The sequence below is a fragment of the Acetobacter conturbans genome, from assembly GCF_011516755.1.
In the GTDB taxonomy this organism is placed as follows: domain Bacteria; phylum Pseudomonadota; class Alphaproteobacteria; order Acetobacterales; family Acetobacteraceae; genus Acetobacter; species Acetobacter conturbans.
Genome location: NZ_WOSY01000017.1, coordinates 31385 through 51423, shown reverse-complemented (window position 1 = coordinate 51423; position 20039 = coordinate 31385). Strand labels below are relative to the sequence as shown.

At 59.1% G+C, this 20039-nt stretch carries 20 protein-coding genes, 1 tRNA gene and 2 pseudogenes; 15 read left to right on the top strand and 8 right to left on the bottom strand.

Features of this window, described 5'->3' with window-relative positions; all coding sequences use genetic code 11:
* A pseudogene (locus tag GOB81_RS14150) lies at positions 1 to 231 on the top strand (hypothetical protein); the annotation flags it as partial.
* A gap of 244 nt (positions 232 to 475) precedes the next feature.
* Here GOB81_RS14150 and GOB81_RS14145 read toward each other — a convergent pair.
* Complete coding sequence (locus tag GOB81_RS14145) at positions 476 to 1933, bottom strand: site-specific integrase (protein WP_018308104.1); 1458 nt, start codon at positions 1931 to 1933, stop codon at positions 476 to 478.
* Positions 1934 to 2428: 495 nt separating this feature from the next.
* On the opposite strand from GOB81_RS14145, the gene GOB81_RS14140 reads away from it, so the two are divergent.
* Complete coding sequence (locus GOB81_RS14140; protein ID WP_173571073.1) at positions 2429 to 4273, top strand: hypothetical protein; 1845 nt, start codon at positions 2429 to 2431, stop codon at positions 4271 to 4273.
* 196 nt (positions 4274 to 4469) lie between these two features.
* Positions 4470 to 5615, top strand: a complete 1146-nt coding sequence (locus GOB81_RS14135; protein ID WP_173571072.1) for a glycosyltransferase domain-containing protein — start codon at positions 4470 to 4472, stop codon at positions 5613 to 5615.
* Between the two features lie 31 nt (positions 5616 to 5646).
* On the opposite strand, the gene GOB81_RS14130 is transcribed toward GOB81_RS14135, so the two are convergent.
* From GOB81_RS14130 to def, 5 genes are read right to left on the bottom strand one after another with little or no spacing between them, the layout of a single operon-like run.
* The gene (locus GOB81_RS14130) at positions 5647 to 7011 is read right to left on the bottom strand and encodes an ATP-binding protein (RefSeq protein ID WP_173571079.1); all 1365 of its coding nucleotides are present in this window, start codon (positions 7009 to 7011) and stop codon (positions 5647 to 5649) included.
* 10 nt (positions 7012 to 7021) lie between these two features.
* Positions 7022 to 7765 (bottom strand): response regulator, encoded by a 744-nt coding sequence (locus tag GOB81_RS14125; protein WP_173571078.1) that lies wholly within the window; start codon positions 7763 to 7765, stop codon positions 7022 to 7024.
* 4 nt (positions 7766 to 7769) lie between these two features.
* Positions 7770 to 8327, bottom strand: coding sequence for a MarR family winged helix-turn-helix transcriptional regulator (locus tag GOB81_RS14120; protein WP_338421372.1), 558 nt, complete (start codon positions 8325 to 8327; stop codon positions 7770 to 7772).
* Positions 8324 to 8992 (bottom strand): ubiquinone biosynthesis protein COQ9, encoded by a 669-nt coding sequence (locus tag GOB81_RS14115; RefSeq protein ID WP_173571071.1) that lies wholly within the window; start codon positions 8990 to 8992, stop codon positions 8324 to 8326. The genes GOB81_RS14120 and GOB81_RS14115 overlap by 4 nt, the downstream gene beginning before the upstream one ends.
* Positions 8992 to 9543: a peptide deformylase gene (gene def, locus GOB81_RS14110; protein ID WP_173571070.1), complete on the bottom strand. Its 552-nt coding sequence runs from the start codon at positions 9541 to 9543 to the stop codon at positions 8992 to 8994. The genes GOB81_RS14115 and def overlap by 1 nt, the downstream gene beginning before the upstream one ends.
* 209 nt (positions 9544 to 9752) lie before the next feature.
* Between def and rpsU the strand changes: the two genes are divergently transcribed.
* Entirely contained in the window at positions 9753 to 9956 is a 204-nt protein-coding gene (rpsU, locus tag GOB81_RS14105) for a 30S ribosomal protein S21 (protein WP_146887076.1), read from the top strand.
* Between the two features lie 415 nt (positions 9957 to 10371).
* On the opposite strand, the gene GOB81_RS14100 is transcribed toward rpsU, so the two are convergent.
* On the bottom strand, positions 10372 to 10908 hold the full coding sequence (locus tag GOB81_RS14100; protein WP_242010298.1) for an outer membrane protein assembly factor BamE: 537 nt from the start codon (positions 10906 to 10908) through the stop codon (positions 10372 to 10374).
* Positions 10909 to 11131: 223 nt separating this feature from the next.
* Here GOB81_RS14100 and GOB81_RS14095 point away from each other — a divergent pair, with 223 nt between their 5' ends.
* The 10 genes and pseudogenes from GOB81_RS14095 (at position 11132) to GOB81_RS14050 (ending at position 18047) form a co-directional block, all read left to right on the top strand.
* Positions 11132 to 11713, top strand: a complete 582-nt coding sequence (locus tag GOB81_RS14095) for a YceD family protein (RefSeq protein WP_173571068.1) — start codon at positions 11132 to 11134, stop codon at positions 11711 to 11713.
* 159 nt (positions 11714 to 11872) lie between these two features.
* Complete coding sequence (rpmF, locus tag GOB81_RS14090; RefSeq protein WP_173571067.1) at positions 11873 to 12076, top strand: 50S ribosomal protein L32; 204 nt, start codon at positions 11873 to 11875, stop codon at positions 12074 to 12076.
* A gap of 78 nt (positions 12077 to 12154) precedes the next feature.
* Entirely contained in the window at positions 12155 to 13255 is a 1101-nt protein-coding gene (gene plsX, locus GOB81_RS14085; protein ID WP_173571066.1) for a phosphate acyltransferase PlsX, read from the top strand.
* A 97-nt stretch (positions 13256 to 13352) separates the two neighbouring features.
* A complete protein-coding gene (locus tag GOB81_RS14080) occupies positions 13353 to 14318 on the top strand; it encodes a beta-ketoacyl-ACP synthase III (RefSeq protein WP_173571065.1) in 966 nt (321 codons plus the stop codon).
* A 71-nt stretch (positions 14319 to 14389) separates the two neighbouring features.
* Positions 14390 to 14698, top strand: a complete 309-nt coding sequence (locus tag GOB81_RS14075) for an integration host factor subunit alpha (RefSeq protein WP_173571064.1) — start codon at positions 14390 to 14392, stop codon at positions 14696 to 14698.
* Positions 14695 to 14989: pseudogene (locus GOB81_RS18090) on the top strand (MerR family transcriptional regulator); the annotation flags it as partial. The gene GOB81_RS14075 and the pseudogene GOB81_RS18090, both read left to right, overlap by 4 nt.
* Before the next feature lie 351 nt (positions 14990 to 15340).
* A tRNA-Pro gene (locus GOB81_RS14065) sits at positions 15341 to 15414 on the top strand.
* A 218-nt stretch (positions 15415 to 15632) separates the two neighbouring features.
* Positions 15633 to 16199 carry an elongation factor P gene (gene efp / locus GOB81_RS14060; RefSeq protein WP_173571062.1) on the top strand — a complete coding sequence of 189 codons (567 nt, stop codon included), beginning with the start codon at positions 15633 to 15635 and terminating at the stop codon, positions 16197 to 16199.
* A gap of 90 nt (positions 16200 to 16289) precedes the next feature.
* A complete protein-coding gene (locus tag GOB81_RS14055; RefSeq protein WP_173571076.1) occupies positions 16290 to 17117 on the top strand; it encodes an inositol monophosphatase family protein in 828 nt (275 codons plus the stop codon).
* Between the two features lie 114 nt (positions 17118 to 17231).
* Positions 17232 to 18047, top strand: coding sequence for an OmpA family protein (locus GOB81_RS14050; protein ID WP_173571061.1), 816 nt, complete (start codon positions 17232 to 17234; stop codon positions 18045 to 18047).
* Here GOB81_RS14050 and radA read toward each other — a convergent pair.
* Positions 18044 to 19450 carry a DNA repair protein RadA gene (gene radA, locus GOB81_RS14045; protein ID WP_173571060.1) on the bottom strand — a complete coding sequence of 469 codons (1407 nt, stop codon included), beginning with the start codon at positions 19448 to 19450 and terminating at the stop codon, positions 18044 to 18046. The genes GOB81_RS14050 and radA overlap by 4 nt on opposite strands.
* Before the next feature lie 165 nt (positions 19451 to 19615).
* Between radA and GOB81_RS14040 the strand changes: the two genes are divergently transcribed.
* A complete protein-coding gene (locus tag GOB81_RS14040; protein WP_173571059.1) occupies positions 19616 to 20038 on the top strand; it encodes a hypothetical protein in 423 nt (140 codons plus the stop codon).
* Position 20039 lies beyond the last annotated feature (1 nt).

The window sequence follows — 20039 nt, the reverse complement described above, 5'->3', positions numbered from 1 at the left end:
GTCTGCAAGCTCGCTCTGGGCTTCTCCATCCAGCGGGGACCACACGGCACCCAGCGGCTGGTGACGGAAACCCGCGTGTTTTGCGTCACGGACCGGGCCAGGCGTCGCTTCGCCCCCTATTGGTATCTGATCCGCCCGGTCAGCGGCCTGATCCGCCGTCGCATGCTCACGGCTATCCGGGAACAGTCGGAGTCTCCGCCCTCTCACCACCCGCGCCCAGCATTGCCATGAAGCTTTATGATTGTCCGACCGCTCCTAATGTCGCGCGTGTATGCGCCTGCGTTCTGTGCCTTTAATCCAGCCTGCACCGTTCCCGTTCTGGAACTGAACGACCTCGCCGCGATCTGCGAGGCGGCCGTTATCTGGAGGAACTTCATCTTGATCCCAGTCTGACAGACGCGAAGAGAATACGGTGCGGCATCATCGGTATGTGGAACTAGTGTACGGAGATTAAAGAGCAAAATAACTCGGAGATTCATAGAGTACTAGAAATGCTGTCAGCTATAATTCCTAGAAGTCTTGCTGTATCTGCATTTTCTTTTGACAACCTTTTAGATAGCTCTCGGATCAAATCTGCATCCAATTCTTTAGGTTTTATCTCCTGCGCGGAATTTGTTTCCCCAATAACATTTCCCTCTAGTGCCATTGCAAGTAATTTTTCTACACGCTTGGCAGCCTCGAGCGAAGTATCGCGTTGGACATGGGCGTAAATGGCGGTCGATTTGAGGTTGGCGTGTCCTAAAAGAGCACCGGTCAGGGCCAATGCTTCGCCGCTTGACGTCGCAGTAGAGCCAAGAGTGTGCCGAAGGGTGTGAGGCGTTACGCCCGGTAGATCGGCAAGTTTGATAACTTCCGACCAGATATTGCGCGTGCCTTGGTAATGTCCTTCCTCGCCTCTCTCCGCCGGAAAAAGATAGCCTTTCTTGCGGTCCTTCAGGAGATTCTCGAGCATTGCTCTCGCCGTGGGGCCGATGGGGCGAATCGATCTCCCAGTCTTGCTATCCTCGAACTCGAAGAGGTTATCCTCTAGATTGACTTCCTCAACCTTGAGCGCCGCAATTTCGTTTCGACGACATCCGGTAAGCGCCCAAAGCCGGGCGATTGCGACCCCTTTAGGATTTGCCCCTCGTGTCTCGACCTTGTTGAACGCGTCGCCTAGTCGGGCTACTTCCTCCAACGTCAAAAAGCGCATGCGACGATTATCCGTCTTTCTGACGGAAGCCCCTTCGACGGGATTTTGGGCGATAAAGCCGTGCCGCCTGCCGAAACTGAATACGGCCGAAAGATCACGAACGACCTTCCGTGCTGCGCCCTCACCGCCCCGAACGATAAGACGTTTGCGCGGCCCAATCTTTATGTCTTTCGCGGTCTTGCCAGTTGTTACGTCGGCCACAAATCGCTCGACATCGCCCGAAGTGATCTCGCTCGCACGACGTCCCCCTAGAAGTGGTTCAACATGGTGACGAAGCCGTGACATGGTGTATTGCTTGGTGAGAGGTTTCATGGGCTTGCCCTTATGAATACCCCTTTGCACGATGCATCCATGCTCCTCGTAGAAGTCGAGTAAGTCCCGAATCGTTTTTTCGCGCCGCTTCTCCTGCACGTCACCCGCTGGGTCTTCGCCGTGTGCGACCGCGCCCAGCAGGCCCCTAGCCTTCCTTCTCGCCTGTTCGACGGTAAGTGCTCCGAATCGTCCAAGCGCCAGGAATCGCCTTGGTGCCGATCGGCCACCGCCCTCAATGCGATAGCGTATGATGAAAGTTTTCGTGCCGCTTTTCTCGATGCGTAGTCCAAAGCCAGCGAGATCGAGATCCCACAAGTCATATCGACTATCTCGGACCTCGGCCTTGTCGACGACGGGCTTGGTCAAACGTACGCTGGACGATCGTTTCATCGCACGCCTCGTATTGAGTTCTCGGGTGGACACCACCATAAAATGGTGTCCACATGGTGTCCACCGTAGAGAGAAACTCTGGCAAATTGGAGCGAACGCCTTACAAAGCGCCGCCAAATAATACTCTGTTATAAAACGATATTATCGTATGGAAGCGAAAGGTAGAGTGTGGGATGGTAGAGTATATGCAACCTTGCCAAGGTTGGGGTCGAGGGTTCGAATCCCTTCGCCCGCTCCAGATTTCTTCAGTGAAATCGGCGATTTAAAAAACGGCCCTCTGGGCCGTTTTTTTGTTTGTGGCGCATGACGCCTAAAACACCCTGTCATCTGGCATCCTCCATCCAATGCAGGAAGCTATGGCAATTTCTCCCGTTTTTCGCGCCGGAAGTGCTCATGCCGGCACCGTATGCCCCTGCCGGGAAACAGCCTAAAGGCTCCGTCTCTTTTCTTTTCCTGCCTCGCGTGATGTTTCCTCTGTCGCGGACATGCGTGCTGATGCGCCGGGTAAAGCCCCAGACCGCAGGGAGTAGAGAGATGCTGAAACGCTGGACCCTTCTGATCTGTTCGGCATCGCTGGCCATGACACCCGCTTATGGACGTAGCCTTCTACTGCATGACCACACGGTGAAGAGTGTGTCGCCGGGTCAGGCAGGCGGGGCGGTCGCCCAGTGGTCTGACCCTTCAGTGGCCAGCGATGGTCCGCCCACAGGGATTGTTGCGGACAAAGGTCTCGCCGTTGCGCCCACTCAGGCGTTTCAGTGGCCGACACTCAGGCTGAAGCAATACGGGAACTATCACCTGAGATTCGGCAAGGGTCGCGACTGGGGCTGCGAAGGCGAGAACTGCTCGGTGCCACAGGTCGATCCCATGACCCCCACCCATCTCCGTCTGGGAGGCGCGCAGGAATATGACAGCGTGCCGCTGGCCGAACATTGTTACCCCTATGGTGCCGACTGGCAGGGGACGTGCGTGGGCGTCGGGCTCGGCAGCCAGAACATGGCGGGAGAGGCTCCGGGAATCGGTCCGGGTGCGGCCTCGCAGATCGGCAGCTACGATCATTTCGACGCCGCTGCCCTGACGCTGAGGACCGTCGGTGCGACGCCCATCTTCACCGCCACCTCAGCAGGGCAGGACGCAACCTCTCCCTACGATGATGGCGCTGATCATTCTCCAGCCTTCACGTCCAGCGGAGCAGGTTTCGCAAATCCTCTGCCATTCCCTATTTCGCAGTGGCTTCTCGAACGGGGGAGCGGCATGAGGGTCGTCACGAACGAGACCGGATGCGCAACATCACGCTGTGTCTTTCCGAACTTTGTTGGGATCGTATCGTCCTATGCAAAAGATGGCATGGGTCGGATAACAGGATTTTCCCTGCACGACGGATGGCAGATTTTCGGGAGCGGCAGCCACGGCGGCCTGATTCCCGGAAAGAGCAGTGTCGACGGAAGCGCGCCGGGTCTGGATACCGTCTGGAGCAGTTATGTAACTCCGGCAGTCATGTTCGGTGGATATACCAAATCTGTTGGACTGTACGCTTCCGTGGAAGGACCTGCTCCTGCGCCGCATGCGGCAGCCGGAGATGTCAACAATCCGACAGGTGAAAAAAACAGTCAGTTGCGGCTGGCTGAGTTTTCGGAAGTGGACCTTTGGGGTCGTGACCCACTGAATGGGAGATCCGCCGTCAACGGGCTTACCATTAATTACCATAAGCCCGGCGGAGACGGGAAAGCGCACGATTACCTTCCGGCACTTGATGCGTTCAATTTCGCATCTGAGGGCGCCACCTCCATAGCCTATAAGATGGGAGGTGAATACTGGACAGTTCCTTTCACCAGCCCGTCTTTTTACGCCGGTGATTTTGGTGGTGCGGAAGCCTCTGCCGGATCGGAAGCCGTTCTCGGGGAATTCGCGCAAAGAACGACGCGCGGTTACGGATATCCCGGTCAGTGGGACCGGCTGACTTTCTGGAACCACCGCAACGTCGCGACGGGAGACTATCGGGACATGACCACCAGCCTCGGTGTCCAGATCGCAGGTGCGACCGGCGGGGCTGATCGGGATCGGAAAGTCGATGGTGTTCTGCAGGAACATATCGAACTGAATCCCCGGAGCAACCATAACGGTTTTGCATTCTGCGGTTATCAGCAGACCGATGCGGGCTGCAATGTGGTGTTTGACGGCTCAGGCAATGCCATTGTCCGTCATACCATCGCTGCGCGGACGGTGGCAGCCAGTCAGCAACTGGTGGTTCCCTTTGGCGCACCGACCGGCAGTCATGCCCCTTGCGCACCGGGCGAGATGAAAATGGATCAGCGCTACTTTTATTCCTGTGTCGCCCCGAATACATGGCACCGCGCGAGCAATGGGGAGACATGGTGACACGCTCGGCCCGTAAGCGTGAGGCTGCCTCATTTGTGGTGGCCTCATGACTATTGGCAGGCAGGTATGTTTATATTTTTGTATTGGTTCAAAAATTTAGAAAGGGCCAACCTTTTCCCTTTACCGATGACGCAGATGTCCAGGGCCGGGCCGGTAACAGACCATCGCACGGGCCGTAACTGCAGGGAGCGTCATCGTGCAGGTTTATTATTTGACTACCGGATTTCCCATCAACCACGACCTGTGCGAGCTCGAAGCTGCTGCGCAGCAGGAAGGGTTCTGTTTTCTGAATCTTGGATGTCATACGCAATACGATAAAATAGAACTCAAAAAGAAATTCGATTTATTAAAGGGTTTTGTGAACGGCACTCTGGTCTCTGATGACGATATCATTGTCTTTACAGATGCTTATGATGTGGTGGTGCTTGATTCATGCCGCAGCATCATTAACAAATTCAGGGAGTTTGATGCTGATATTGTTTTTAACGGCGAGAAAATTTTCTGGCCTCCTATCGACGAGATTCCAACCGTTGGTGATATGGACAGGAAAGATATCAAGCGGCATGATGATGCTCATAACACCGGACCTTATCGCTACATAAACTCAGGATGTTTTGTCGGCTATGTCGATGCCATCCGTGACATGATAGATTTTTCCGAACGGGCCTATACTGCTTGTGCTGTCGATGATGATCAGGCTCTCGCACAGTATTACGCTTACAAGACCAATATATCGAAGAAATACAAAGTTGCCGTCGATGACGAAGCGAAGATATTCGCCACCATGCCATCCTCGGAGCAGGATTATTCATTTGACGGGTTTTTGTTCAAGAATGTTCTTACACGAGCGGCTCCCAGCATTGCCCATTGCAATGGCCCAAAAACCGCACTGGGTGCCCTTCAGGCTGTTCGTTTCATGCGGCAGTTCGCCAATCTTGGCTTTCATCTGAATGTTTTGCGTTCTGGTGAAAACTTTTTGAAATATCGTTCTGACATCGATGAATTTCATATGGAATCAAATCCATATTATGCCTGCCCGATCCTTTCGGACAGGCGGCATGAGAAGTGCACGATCCTGACGGTGGATTGTGAGTTTATCGCTTTTCACCGCGATGAAGCGAGAACCTTTAGAGTCAGAAAAGTTGACGAATGGGAAACCATCACAATAGAAAATGAAACCAATTTTTGCGTGAAATATCAAGAAACCGGCAAGAGTATTGATGCCAAAGCACTCTTCCCCAAGGAATTTGAAAACTGCGCGCTTTCACCAATGCCTCTTGAGAGTCTCATAAGCATGTCCAGCGATCTGGTGAAGAAAATCGCGTTCTTCCGATGGAACTGACATTAGTAAATAAAACAGTACGGGCGAAAGCCTAACGTGGCAGGGTAATACGGACGTTCAGGCCGCCTTTCAGGCTCGCCGCCAGCCTGACGTCGCCGCCATGTGCACGCACGATATCGCGGACAATCGTGAGCCCCAGTCCCGTGCCACCCCGCTCGCCACTGGAAAAAGCACGAAACACCTCTTCCCGGCGTTCAGTGGGAATGCCCGGACCATCATCATCGACCTCAATGACGATATTCCGATCTTCACCATAACCCGTCAGCCACACAGCAGCGTTCAGACGCCGCGCATTCTCCACCAGATTGGCCAGCATCCGCCGCATGGCGTCCGGGCGGGCTTCCAGAACGAGCCCCGGATCGCAGACCACTTCGCGCACTCGTCCACCGCTCCTCACGGCCGCCGCAGCCACATCCTCCAGCACTGTCGCAACGTCGAGCGCCTGTGGCTGCTCCGCCCCCTCGCCACGGGCGAACGAAAGATAACCCTCGATCATCCGCTCCATTTCCGAGACATCTCCGACCATGTCGGTCACGTCATCCCGCAGAAGTCCCGCATCGATGACACCGGTCTGTGGAAACATCGCGAGTGAAAGCCGTAGCCGCGTCAGGGGTGTCCTGAGATCGTGCGAGACGCCCGCCAGCACCGCAGTCCGCTGCATGACGAAACGGGAAATCCGTTCCTGCATGCGGTTGAATGCCACCGCCGCCTTGCGCACCTCGCGCGCACCCTCAGGCCGGATCGCGCCGATATCGCGGCCAAGACCGAACTGTTCCGCAGCCTTTGCCAGCCGCCGCACGGCACGCACCTGATTGCGCATGAACAGGGCGGCAATGGCGAACAGAAGAAGCGAGCCGCCAAGCGCCCAGATGACGAACAGCCAGAGTTGCCCGACATCGAGACGTTTGCGGGGTGCATCGACTTTCAGCACCCCGTCGGGAAGCTGGATCAGGATGAAAACATGCCGTTCATCCGTCAGCCAGTCGGCAAAAAACGGATAGGAGATGGATGTGGCGAGTGCATGCACCAGATCCTCGTCCATGGGGCCCAGCACATGGGTCGAACCGAACTTCGTCAGTCTGGCGTTCTGGTGCCACTCCATCGCAAGCTGGGTGCGGGTGCGCACCTGTCGGGTGAGCCAGGCCCGGTCGTCATGGGAGTGATAGCGTTCGAGAAGGTCGAGAGACAGGCCGATCTCGGAGACAATGCTCTCCGACATGCGGCGTGACATCACATGCAGGTAGTTGCCGTAGAACAGTTCGAGCGCGATGCCCTGCGTCACCAGTATCGGGATCAGCACGATCAGCAGGGAGCGGCCCAGAAACGAGTTGGGCAACACGCGCCGGACCGACCGGTCCAGTTGCCCGTCGCTCCAGAAAGTCCGCCACCCCCGCATCATGAACGACCTAGATTCCCGGCTTCAGGACATATCCTTTGCCACGGATCGTATGCAGGTAACGGGGTTCACGTGGGTCGATCTCAATCCGCCGCCGCAGGCGCGTGACCTGCACATCCACGGCCCGTTCACCGATTTCGGCCATGTCCAGTGCCGCCGCGATATCTTCGCGTGACAGCACCTCGTTGGGATTGCGGGACAGAACGCTGAGCAGAGCCGCTTCGCCCCCAGTCAGATGTACGATTCCATCGTCACCCGTCAGGATGCCACGATTCGGGTCAAATTCGAGGGCACCAAGCCGCACCACCCGCAGATTGTCCGATGGGGCAGGGGGGGTGAGGCGGCGCAGATGGGCCTTCAGGCGCAACAGCAGTTCACGCGGTTCGAACGGCTTGCCGAGATAATCGTCTGCGCCGGCTTCCAGGCCGGTGATGCGGTCTTCCGGCTCTCCGCGCGCCGTCAGCAGCAGGATGGGGATGTCGAGTCCCTCGCGCCGCAGGGAGCGCGTGAGTTCCAGACCGTTTTCACCGGGCATCGTGACATCCAGCACGACAGCGTCGGGCAGCATGAAGCCAAGCGCCTGACGGGCCTCGATCGCGGAGGCCGCACTGGTCACGCGAAAATGGTTTTCGATCAGGTAGCGGTGTAACAGTCTTCTCAGGCGCGGATCGTCATCCACCACCAGCACATGGGCACCGGACCCATCTTCCCGAACCGTTGATGCCCGCTCGCCTTCTTCCACGCCGTCGTGCATCGCCTCACTGACCATCCCGCCTTCCTCCCTTTGCTGTCTCCTTCGCCACTCCGTCCTCACGGGTCAGAAAGACGCGACTGCGCTCCGATAACATTCCCTGCAGAACCTGACGAAACCCCTGCACGGCACTGCTGCCGGCGGAACGGTATGCTGTCACCATCTGCTCGCGCTGCACTGAAAACAAGCGCCTCTCAATGTCGCGTCCGTGCGGGGTCAGGAAAAGGAACCGCTGCCTGCGGTCCTGACGCCCCTGTTCCGCACTTACCAGTGCGCGTTCCTGAAGTTCCGTCAGGGTCCGGGCCAGACTCTGCTTGGTGACACCGAGCACGGCCTGTAGTTCGCCTACCTTCAGGCCTGGACGGAAGGCCAGCATTTGCAGGGCCCGGTATTGCGCTGCACCCAGATGCAGTTCTTCCAGTACCGGCGCGATGGCCTGCCCGAGATCCAGCCACGCCAGTACCATGAGTTCCTGAGCGAGTCGGATCTGCTGCTCGCGCAGGAACAGCAGGCCGTCCCCCGCTACGGGTTCGCCGCTCCTGCGCGTGTCCCGGAAACCGTTCACGCGGCTTGCGTGGCCTGAGCCTGCGTGCGGAAAACACGGCGCTTCAGTTCCCCGATCCGGCGCGCGCTGGCCAGACCGTTGTCCAGAACCTGCTCCACCACACGACGATCAGCGCCTCCCAGCCACGCGAGGAAGGTGGGAATATATATACTCGTCAGGCTGAGCCTCTTGGTGGCCCAGGTCACGCCGCCGGACGTGTCTTCCGCCGCGAGCCAGATGGCGTTGACGGTTCGTCCCAGAATCCGGCCGGAGACGCCTCTGGAACAGGGAGACAGAACAAGTGTGGAGGCACGGCGTTCGGCATTCCGATAGGGCTGGAGCAGTTCCAGTCGTTCGAGGATGGCGCGGCGCACGCGCTGGCTGAGGCGCGGACAGTCCCCTTCGTCGATTGCGAAGCGAACACGCTCGATCATGTCCCGATCCACAAGATCCGCCCAGGCTTCGATCAGTTCGACTCGTCCCCCCGGAAAAAGCAGGTCGGCGTCCGCGCCTGCGGCCTCCCGAAGAGTTGCGATCGTCCAGCCTTTCTCGCCCGCAAGACCGGCCAGCGCCCGGAGCGCCGCGTCGCGCTCGGCCGTACGTTCCAGTTGTGGTGGCGTGACGGTTTGCATGAGACCGTATCCGGCCCCGGCGATGAACTGGAGAATTCTGGCATTGCCAAACATTATACTGTGTATCCCGCGATCTTGTCCGGCGTCAGGAACCGGTTTGCTTCGGCATCAAAGCCCATCAGACCGAGGTCTGTCATCCGCATCGGATAGAGAATGCCATCGAGATGATCGGCCTCGTGCTGGATCACGTTTGCGTGGAATCCTTGTGCGAAGCCGGAAACGGGGTGCCCGTTTCGGTCAGTGCCTACATATCTGACCTGCGTATAACGGGGAACCCAGCCGCGCATCCCCGGAATGGACAGGCACCCTTCCATCCTGAGAATTTTATCCGCGCTGGCAGGCGTGATGACGGGATTGATCAGAACCTGCACATCAGCAGGTGCCTCTTCGCCTTCTTCCTGTCTGGAAGGAGGCACATGATAGACAAAAATTCTTTTTGAAACATGAACTTGTGGGGCCGCCAGTCCCACTCCACCGGAATCGTGCATGGTGTCTATCATGTCGTCGATCAGGGTCTGGAGTGCGGGATCAGACAGATCTTCAACCGGTTGTGCAACGCTGAGAAGGGCAGGGTGGCCCATTCTGGCGATCTTCAGCAAAGTCATGATCTGATTTCCTTCATCCGTTCGATACAATAACTCTCCTTCTCACAGGAAGAACGCGCCTGCGAATTGGATTTGTCTTTTGCAGTTCGCCTGTGATAAGCAGCGCGCAACTTGGATGCGTGGATCCGTATGGAGTCGCGCTTACCCTCATCAAACTCATGAATCGGCATGACGAAGGTCAGCAGATTTTTTCGGGAGAAGACTAGCCAGTGCAGGTTCTCGTTCGCGACAACAATGTCGATCAGGCTCTCAAAGCACTCAAGAAGAAGATGCAGCGGGAAGGGCTTTTCCGTGAGATGAAGCTCCGCCGTCATTATGAGAAGCCGTCCGAGCGTCGCGCCCGCGAGGCTGCCGAAGCTGTGCGTCGTGCGCGCAAGATGGAGCGCAAGCGTCTCGAGCGCGAAGGCTTCTAAATCGCCTTTGCCCGCTCCTGGCGGACTGGAAACCGGCTTCCTGAGGGGGAGCCGGTTTTTTTGTGTCTGAAGATATGGGGTGAAGGGTATTCTCAGCCCGGGTGCCACAGTGAATACATGAGCCTCCCGCCCGATGGGGCCTGAAGGACGCTAAGTGTTTTTTTGGGATTAAGGTGCTCTGATCATCGGGCACATGAAACGAGACACTTACCCACCGCTGTTCGTGCCGCCCGCGCTGCTCATCGGTGCAGAGAGACTATCGAACAGCGCTCATATATAGATTGCGAAAGCATTCACCGGTGGGGCGATGCTCATAGGGCAAGATAACCTGACGGATATTGCCGTGTCAGGCGATCGCCAACTGTCGTCATGAAATTGTAGAGGGGCGTCTGAGCCTGCTGGTGTCGTCAGACGATCAGGGCAGGGAGTTGCCCGAGCCTCCATGGCCCGGACCACTGTTCATGCCGCCCATCATGCCAGAACTCGAACTGCCGCCACCGAAGGAGCTGTTGTTCATCATGCCCTGCATCGGGTTGTAACGCCCGACATTGCCCATGATTTCCTGAATGATGTTGATCTTGGTGCCCGGTGTCGGCGTCGTATCGCCAACCATGCCCGGATGCTTGGCATCGTGCATGCCCAGTGTCCTGAGGGACTTCAGCGTGCCGCCCTGATCGAAATTCAGGACCACCACCTGCTGTTTGGTGACATGCGGAAAGTTGGCCGGTGTCGGCGCCGTCATCATGGAGACGTAAATCCATGTGTTGTCGTCGAACGTTGCTTTAGCAGTCGGTGAACCCAGCAGATCAAGCGCATCCGCACGATTGCTCACGCCGGGCTTGAGCTGGTTATAATCATCCGCCTCAACCAGAGAGCCGCGCGGCATGGGCGCGTTCTCGAATATTGAGCAGCCGGAGAGAAAAAACAGGCCGCTGGTCAGGCCTACGGCCAAAAACGCCTGCCTGCCGCGCTTCGCGACGGTGGCAGTCAAACCGGTCCGGACAGGTGTCTCACGTTTTGACATGACGCGGGTCTGGTCTCTCCGGAAAGAATGAGCCGCAACATTCTGCAACGACTGTTTTGTTAAAGCACAAGCAGCGGGTGCCCGATAGAGTGTTTTCTGTCAATGTGGTGTCGTCGTCACAGGTCTTTTTGTCAGGATAAGGAGCGTCATCATGTCCCCTTCCGGAATGCCCGAGTTCTCCCGGCCCATGCTCGTCAGGACGCTGCGTGAAGCATCTGCGGATGCCCCCAGGGAGATACTCTTCACGGCGACCGAAGCGGAATGCGCCCGCATCGCTACTCGATTGCAGATTCCGGGCGTGGCGAGTCTGACCTGCCGTTACGAGTTGCATTCGGAAGTCGGTCATACCGTTCTGGCGCGGGGAGCGCTGACGGCGAAACTCAGCCAGCTCTGCGCCCTGACACTCGATGTGTTTGAGGATGTAATCGGAGAGCGGTTCACCATCCGATTCGTGCCGGAAGCGCGTTTTGAGGAAAACAAGGCCCTTGATCCTGTGGGGGAGCTGGATGAAATCGATGAAATCCCCTATGCCGGTGACTCAATCGATCTGGGTGAGGCGACTGTCGAGCAGCTCTCACTGATCCTGGATCCCTATCCCCGTCGTCCGGGCGTGGCGCGTCCGGCAGGTGTCCTGACCGAAAGCGACGTGGATCTGCTCGAAGACGAGGCGGCCGCAGAGGAAAAAACCAATCCGTTCGCGGCATTGGCGCGGCTTCGGGGGGGCGGAAAATAGCGCGAATACGTCAGACGCAGGGTAAACACTTCCGCCTCAGTCCTTGCGGAAGTGGCTATGGTCTGTTAGAGGCCCGCGCTCAATTGTAGTTTTTGTGTCCAGGTTCCGTCCTTAATCCGGCGGTTCCGGGATGTCGTCATTTCGGAGGGGCTTGGACCCATGGCTGTACCTAAAAGAAAAACCTCACCTTCCCGTCGTGGCATGCGTCGCAGCCATCAGGCGCTGCGCGTCGAAGCGCACGCCGAGTGTGGGAACTGCGGAGAGCTGAAGCGTCCGCATCACGTATGCAGCCACTGCGGCCACTATGACGGTCGTGAAGTGATCGCGGCCGGGAAGGCCCTGAAGGTCGCTGTTCGCGCCTGATAACGGTGTCTGTGGTTTGACGAGTGGCATCCCAGATATGGCGACGCTTCATGCGTTCGTGATGGATGGCTCATCCTCATGAACAGGATGGAGCGTTCTGACGAGCTGTGCGGTGAGCAGTCCGAGTCGTTCTCCCTGGCGGTTGACGCCATGGGGGGCGACGGTGGCCCCGAGACGGTTGTTGCCGGGCTTGCCCTGGCGGCTGACCGACATCCCGGTGCCCGGATTCTGCTTGTGGGCGACGAGAAGCGGCTACGGCCTCTTCTGGCCAAGCATCCCAAGGCTGCGGCGATCTGCACGGTGCGTCATGCGCCGTCGGCCATCAGCATGGACATGAAGCCCACAACGGCGCTTCGTGTGCGTGATTCGTCGTTGAGGCTGGTGATGAACGCCGTTGCCGAAGGTGAGGCGACAGGCGTTGTCTCGGCTGGCAACAGCGGTGCCATGCTTGCGCTTGCCAAGATCGTCATCAAGACGCTTCCGGGGATTTCCCGCCCGGCCATGGCCGCCATCAGTCCGAGTATGAAGGGCGATGTCGTCATGCTCGATCTGGGGGCCAATGTCGCCTGCGACTGGCGTAACCTTGTCGAGTTCGCCGTCATGGGTGAAGCGTTCGCCAAGGCAGTTCTCGGTCTTCCTTCTCCCAGCATCGGACTTCTGAATGTCGGGGCGGAGGAGCTGAAGGGCGACGAAAAGCTGAGGCAGGCGGCCGAAGTGCTGCGTGAAAGCCCGCTTTCGAATCAGTTCCATGGATTCGTTGAGGGGCACGACATCACGGCCGGAACCACCGACGTGGTGGTGACGGACGGCTTCACTGGCAATGTGGCGCTCAAGACGGGCGAGGGAACCATGAAAATGGCTTCCGGCCTGTTCCGTCAGGTGTTCAGCAGCAGTCTCGCCGGACGTCTGGCGTATCTTCTGGTTCGTCCCGCCCTTGAGCGGATGAAGGACTGGCTGGACCCGCGGCGCTATAATGGCGCGGTGTTCGTGGGCCTCAATGGTGTGGTGGTGAAGTCTCACGGCGGGACGGATGCCGAGGGTTTCGCCTCTGCTGTCGATGTGGCGATGGACATGGTCACGCACCATTTCAATGAAGGTATTCGTGATCGGCTGACGCACATGACGTCCCTGACGGGAAGTCGGATCAACGCCGAGGGTGAACGCCAGTCCGTAGCCTGACCAGCCGTTTTTCGGTGCGTCGGCGTAATTCTAATCTAGTTTCTGTGACCGGAGACAGAGTGGGTGTCATGTCCCCTGCCTCCAGAAGGTGTGTCGGATGACAATACGTTCCATGCTGGTTGGCTTTGGCAGCTATCTGCCCGAACGGATTGTGACCAACGACGAACTCTCGGAGCGCCTTGAGACCTCCGATGAATGGATTCGTGGTCGCACAGGCATCCGGCAGCGTCACATTGTCGGCGATGGCGAGACGGCTGTCTCCATGGCGTCCCGGGCTGCGCAGCGGGCACTGGATTTCGCGGGCATCGATCCTCTTGAGGTGGATGCGGTGATCGTGGCCACCTCCACCCCTGATCAGGTTTTTCCGGCCACAGCCGTGCGGGTGCTGCACGATCTGGGCATACCGAATGGATTCGGTTTCGATGTCGCCGCCGCCTGTAGTGGCTTCATCTATGCGCTTTCTTCCGCCGACGCCTTTATCCGGGCCGGCAACGCCAAATGCGTCGTCGTGATCGGGAGCGAGGTCTATTCCCGCATTCTCGACTGGTCCGACCGGGGTACAGCCGTCCTGTTTGGTGACGGGGCCGGTGCGGTTGTCATCCGCGCCAGCGACGATCCGGGCGAACGGGGTATTCTGGCGACTCACCTCCACGCAGATGGTGCAACCGGCGACATCCTTTATATCGACGGGGCCATCGGCCTGCCCGAACAGAGCGGTCATTTACGGATGAACGGCCGCGAAGTTTTCCGCCATGCCGTGGGTAAGCTGACCTCTGCCGTCGATGAGGCTCTCCAGTCGGCGGGGCTGTCTTACAATGACGTCTCTTGGCTGGTTCCGCATCAGGCGAACATCCGTATCATCGAAGGCGTCGCCCGCAAGCTGCAACTGCCGATGGAACGGGTTGTCGTCACGGTGGATCGCCATGCGAATACCTCTGCGGCATCCATTCCGCTGGCGCTTGATGAAGCGGTGCGGGACGGGCGGATCAAACAGGGTGACCTTGTGCTGATGGAAGCGCTGGGCGGCGGCCTGACATGGGGATCGGCGCTCGTCCGTCTCTAAACGCCATCCGCAGCGCGACTCGACGGTGCAGGATGAATTGACGGGCCGCATCAGCATGTTACCCTGTCATTATGAGCACAGTGACGCGCGCCAGTCTGGCAGAACAGATCTATACGCAGGTAGGCCTGTCCCGGAGTGAGTCCGTGGCATTGCTGGAAGCCGTCCTTGAAACGATGGCGGCCGCGCTTGAATCCGGCGAGTCCGTGAAAATCAGCGGTTTCGGCACGTTCATGGTGCGCCGCAAAGGCCGCCGGAGCGGGCGTAATCCCAAGACCGGCGTCGAAATTCCCATTCTCCCGCGTTCCGTGATCTCGTTCCGCCCCAGTCAGATTCTCCGGGGACGGGCTAATGATGACTCCACCGAAAGCCTGTCCGAATGAGCGGTGAGACCGAAGCAAACGGCCTGGATGACGCAGCGGAATCGGAAGCGGACTTCCGCAACCGGAAAGGACCGCTGGCTTTTCGCACGATCAGCGAGGTCGCGGACGAACTGAAAGTTCCGCAGCACGTCCTCCGTTTCTGGGAAACGCGCTTCGATCAGGTCCGCCCTCTGAAGAGAGGCGGAGGCCGACGGTATTACCGTCCGGAAGATGTCGATCTGCTGCGCCGGATCGCGACACTGCTCTACGTCAAGGGCTATACCATTAAGGGTGTGCAGCGCGTGCTCCGGGAAAAAGGAGCGGAAGGGCTGGAAGAGGAAGTGAGCGGCAGCGGGATGTCTGTTGCTGACGAAGCATCCGATCCCCCGGAAGTGCCGACAATCATCGAGTCCGTGACGGAAAATGTTTCCACATCGTTTCCGGAACCTGAAATTGTCACTGTGACGGTGCGCGATGAACGGACAGATGAAGAAAATGCCGTCATGCGCGCGAGTCTCGAACATGTTCTGGAACGTTTGGAAGCGGTGAAAGCCGTGCTCGTCTCGAACTGACTCCCGTTGACGCTCCCCTCGGCAACTGACGGCAAGAACGTCTCTTGTCGAGGGTGAACAAGCCTGCTAGAGAGTGCGCGTTCATTACTGACGGGCAGTAGCGCAGCCTGGTAGCGCATCAGTCTGGGGGACTGGGGGTCGTGGGTTCGAATCCCGCCTGCCCGATATTTTTCCGTCATCGTTTCTGGCGGACCGTCTAATGAACGTTTTCCTTTTCAGTTTGTGCGGATGTGAGCACGGAAGCAGATCCAGCTTCCGCTCACCTGTTGGTGCGCGCAGAGCGGCTCCGCTGCTCTCGACCGCCGTCCGATCTTGCTCTTCGGCCTTTCGGGCGGTAGAAGCCCGCCTTTGATCCCCAGTGTTTCCTTCTTCAGGGATAAGTTATGAAACAGCAGGCAAACCTGATCCGCGCGGGCCAGGTCATTGAGCATGATGGACGTCGCTGGACGGTTCTCAAGCAGCAGATCATCACGCCGGGCAAGGGTGGCGCGTTCATTCAGGTCGAAATGCGTGACCTGAAGACGGGCAACAAGACCAACGAACGGTGGCGTACTGCCGATACGGTCGAGCGCCTGATCACCGAGGACAAGGAATATAATTATTCCTATACCGACGGCGAAACGCTTGTCCTGATGGACCCGGAGACGTTCGAGCAGTTCATGATCCCCGTCGAGTTGCTGGGCGATCAGGCACCGTTCCTGCAGGACAATATGGTGCTGAGCCTGAACCTCGTCGAAGGTGACCCGGTTGCCGTGACCCTGCCGCCGCAGGTGACGCTCGAGATTATCGAGGCTGATCCGGTCGTGAAAGGTCAGACGGCCAGTTCGTCCTACAAGCCTGCGAAGCTGTCCAATGGTGTCAAGACCATGGTGCCGCCGTTCATCGAAGCCGGCGAGCGTATCGTTGTCCGCACCGATGACGCCAGCTACGTGGAGCGTGCGAAGTCCTGAGGACTCGCGTCCGATACTGATCGTTCCCCGGCCCCTTTCCGGTCCGGCGATTTCCGTTTCCGATTTTCCACAGGATCCAATGTCGTGGCGATGCGTCTTTCTCCCGTAATGACCGTGATGCAGGCCGCTGCCGAAAAGGCAGCGAAGCGTCTTCTGCGTGACTTCAACGAAGTCGAGCAGCTTCAGGTCAGCATCAAGGGACCGGGTGACTTCGTGTCGCAGGCCGATCTCCGTGCCGAGCGCACCCTGAAGGAAGAACTGGAACGGACACGTCCCGGTTATGCTTTCCTGATGGAGGAAAGTGGCGAGTCGGGCGGCGAAAACTGGACCTGGCGCTGGGTGGTCGATCCGCTGGATGGCACGACCAACTTCCTGCACGGTATCCCGCACTGGGCCATTTCCATCGGTCTTCAGCGTCGCCTGCCGGATGGTTCCATCGAACTGACTGCTGCCGTGGTCTATAACCCGGCCGCTGGTGAGATGTTCTGGGCCGAGAAGGGCGTGGGCGCTTATCTGAACGACCGTCGTATCCGCGTGTCAGCCCGTCGCGACATGCTGGAATCGCTCTTCGCCACCGGTATCCCGTTCGCCAAGGTGTCACCGAAGCGTCGCCTGCCGTTTGCGAAAGTGATGGGTGCACTCATGCCACAGGTGGCCGGTATCCGCCGTTTCGGCGCCGCTGCGCTCGATCTGGCATGGGTAGCGGCAGGCCGGTACGAGGGATACTGGGAATTCGGTATCAAGCCGTGGGACTGCGCTGCTGGCGCCCTTCTGGTGCGTGAGGCCGGTGGGTACTGCACCGACCCGGCGGGGGTCGAACTCAACGACCTGCCCGATGACGTGCTGATCGTGGCTGGTAACAGCCATATGCACGGCAAGCTGCGTCAGATCGTGGCGGACAGCCTCGTCGAGGCGTGACAAACCGTCGCCCGTCCAGCACGCTTTTCCGGACGGCCATGATGATCCCCGGTTGCGTGGAGGCGTCGTTCGAGGGATTTAGCATCTCGAACGCGCAGCCCTGAGGTTCTCTCCATGAATGGTCCGCAGAAAGGTTTTCACCGTCCGCATGTCGGCAGACTGATGGCGGCGGTGGCGACAGCCGGACTGGTCGCCGCTCTCGGACTGGAAAGCGGACAGGCGCAGGTGACGACGGATACCGCCGCCCTGAACGCGCTGGGAACTCCGGCATCCGCGAAGCCGGACGCCCACACGAATGAGGGCGATCATAAGCGGTCACCAACCCGTGCCCGCTCAGGCACGGCTCCGGTGTCCCAGACGGACAGACACGCCACCGCTTCCGAAAAACCTGCTGCCTCTACGGCCACCTCAACGCCTGCCGCCACGAAACCGGCAGCCGCGTCTTCGTCATCTCCACCGCCACCGCCGACGATCCCGGCCGCACCGCCGCCATTGCCGGTGCTGACGCCGCCGCCCATTCCCGTCGAAGTGCATCCCTTCCCCATGCCGGCCGATCCACCGGCGGTGAAGGACGCCGTGGGCGAAGTGCGGCCCATCGTCGGTGGTCTGCGCATCACGTTCGCGGCGGACTCGGCGCAACTGAATCCGGAAACGAAGAACGCCGTTCTGGCCTTTGGGAAGATGCTTCTGGAACACCCCGACATTCGCGGCCTCGTCGACGTGACCGCGAGCGGTGTGCCGAATGATCCGTCCCGGCCGCGTCGGATGTCTCTCAGTCGTGGTCTCGCCGTGCGCGCGGTCCTGATGAATGCAGGCGTGCCTTCCACCCGCATTTATGTCCGGGTCATCGGGCTGCCGGACAAGACCGGGATCGAAACCCCGGCCGATCGCGCTGACATGCGGCGCTCGGACGAGGTTCCGCCTCCCTAAGCCTTATTCTTCTCGTCAGCGTCCTTTTCCTTGACGCCCAGAGCGCTCACAAGACTGGAGAGATGACCCAGTTCGTGCAGGTCGAGCCCCGGTGGTGGCTTGGCCCGTGCCGCGTCGCGCGACACCCGACGCGGCAGAATGGCCGTGGTGAAGCCGAGTTTCTGGGCTTCCCGCAGCCGCAGATCGGCCTGTGGCACCTGCCTGATCTCGCCTGACAGACCGATTTCCCCGAAAAACACCGACCCCGCGCTGTTGGGATGCCCCGTGGCGGCGGAGATGATGGCGGCGGCGGCGGCGAGATCGGCAGCAGGCTCGCTGACGCGCAGACCACCGGCAAAGTTCAGATAAACATCCATGGCTGACAGCTTGAGCCGACATCGGGCTTCGAGTACGGCCAGCAGCATGGACAGCCGCCCCGAATCCCACCCGACGACGGCACGGCGCGGGCTGCCGTCGCCTCCTTTGGGTGAGAGGAGCGCCTGCACTTCCAGCAGCACCGGCCGCGTGCCTTCAAGCCCGGCGAAAACGGCGGAACCGGCGATGTTGCCGTGCCGTTCGGCAAGGAACAGCGCGGAAGGATTCGGCACCTCCACCAGACCATGATCGGTCATTGCGAAGACCCCGATTTCGTCGGTCGCACCGAAACGGTTCTTGGCGGCGCGCAGGATGCGGAACTGGTGCCCGCGATCACCCTCGAAATACATCACCGCATCGACCATGTGCTCCATCACGCGCGGTCCGGCGAGACCACCTTCCTTGGTGACATGTCCCACCAGAACCAGCGCGAATCCGCGCTTCTTGGCCAGCCGGATCAGTTCGAACGCACAGGCGCGGACCTGCGCCACGGAGCCGGGCGCACTTTCGATGGTGTCGAGCCACATCGTCTGGATGGAATCGATGATGACGAGACCCGGTGGCGTATCCGTTTCCAGAGTGGCGGCGATGTCCGAAACATTGATCGAGGCCGCAAGCTCAAGGCTCGGCGCGGTGAGTTCGAGCCGCCGCGCCCGCATCCGGATCTGCTCCACCGATTCTTCGCCGGAGATATAGGCGACGCGTTGCCCCGTCGTGGCCAGCCGACAGGCCATCTGGAGTAGCAGCGTGGATTTGCCGATGCCCGGATCGCCACCGACAAGCACGACCGACGCAGGCACGAGCCCGCCACCGAGCACCCGGTCCAGTTCCTCGATCTTCGTGGTGATGCGTGGTGGCGGGGCGGCGCTGCCTTCGAGACCGGTGAAGGTGAGCCGGTGTTTCGAGCGGCTGGCGCGGGAGGCCGTCGGCTCGACTGTCTCCTGGACGATGGAGTTCCACTCGCCGCAGGCCTCGCATTTGCCGGACCATTTTGGATACACCGCGCCGCAGGACTGACACACGAAACGGGTGAGGGGACGTTTGGCCAACAGGAAAAGAACTCCGGAAAATTAAGAACAGGGGAACTGAAGTGGCTTTGTCAGCGTTTTTAACGTCTTTCTTGTGTCACGTTGCATTGTCATTCCTGTCCGTATTGTTAATCTCTGCGACGAAATATGCCGACGGCTGGTGTCGGCAAAGAGGGAGAAGCAGGCGTGGCACGAGCCAGTGTGAGCAAATCGATGAGTCAGGCAAAAACACGGCAAGCGGCACCGAAAACCACGCCAGCACGCAGGAAGCCCGTTTCTGCCAAGAAGCGGGCCGAGCAGGATACGACGCTTTTCGCAGTTGAAGAGGTGGAGGTTGCTCCGGTTCGGGTCAAGGCTGACCCTATCTGTGAGGCCCTGTATTTTGATTCCGATTGGTATCGGACATCCTATCCCGATGTCGCGGACGCTGGCGTCGATGCCGCCACCCATTACCGCACGACAGGCTTTCGCGAAGGCCGCAAGCCCAATGCCATCTTCGACGCCAAGGCATATCTTGCGGTCAACCCGGACCTCGCCGGATATGATGGCGACCTGTTCCTGCATTATGTGTTTTTCGGCGCGTCCGAAGGCCGTCCTCTTTCCGTCTGAC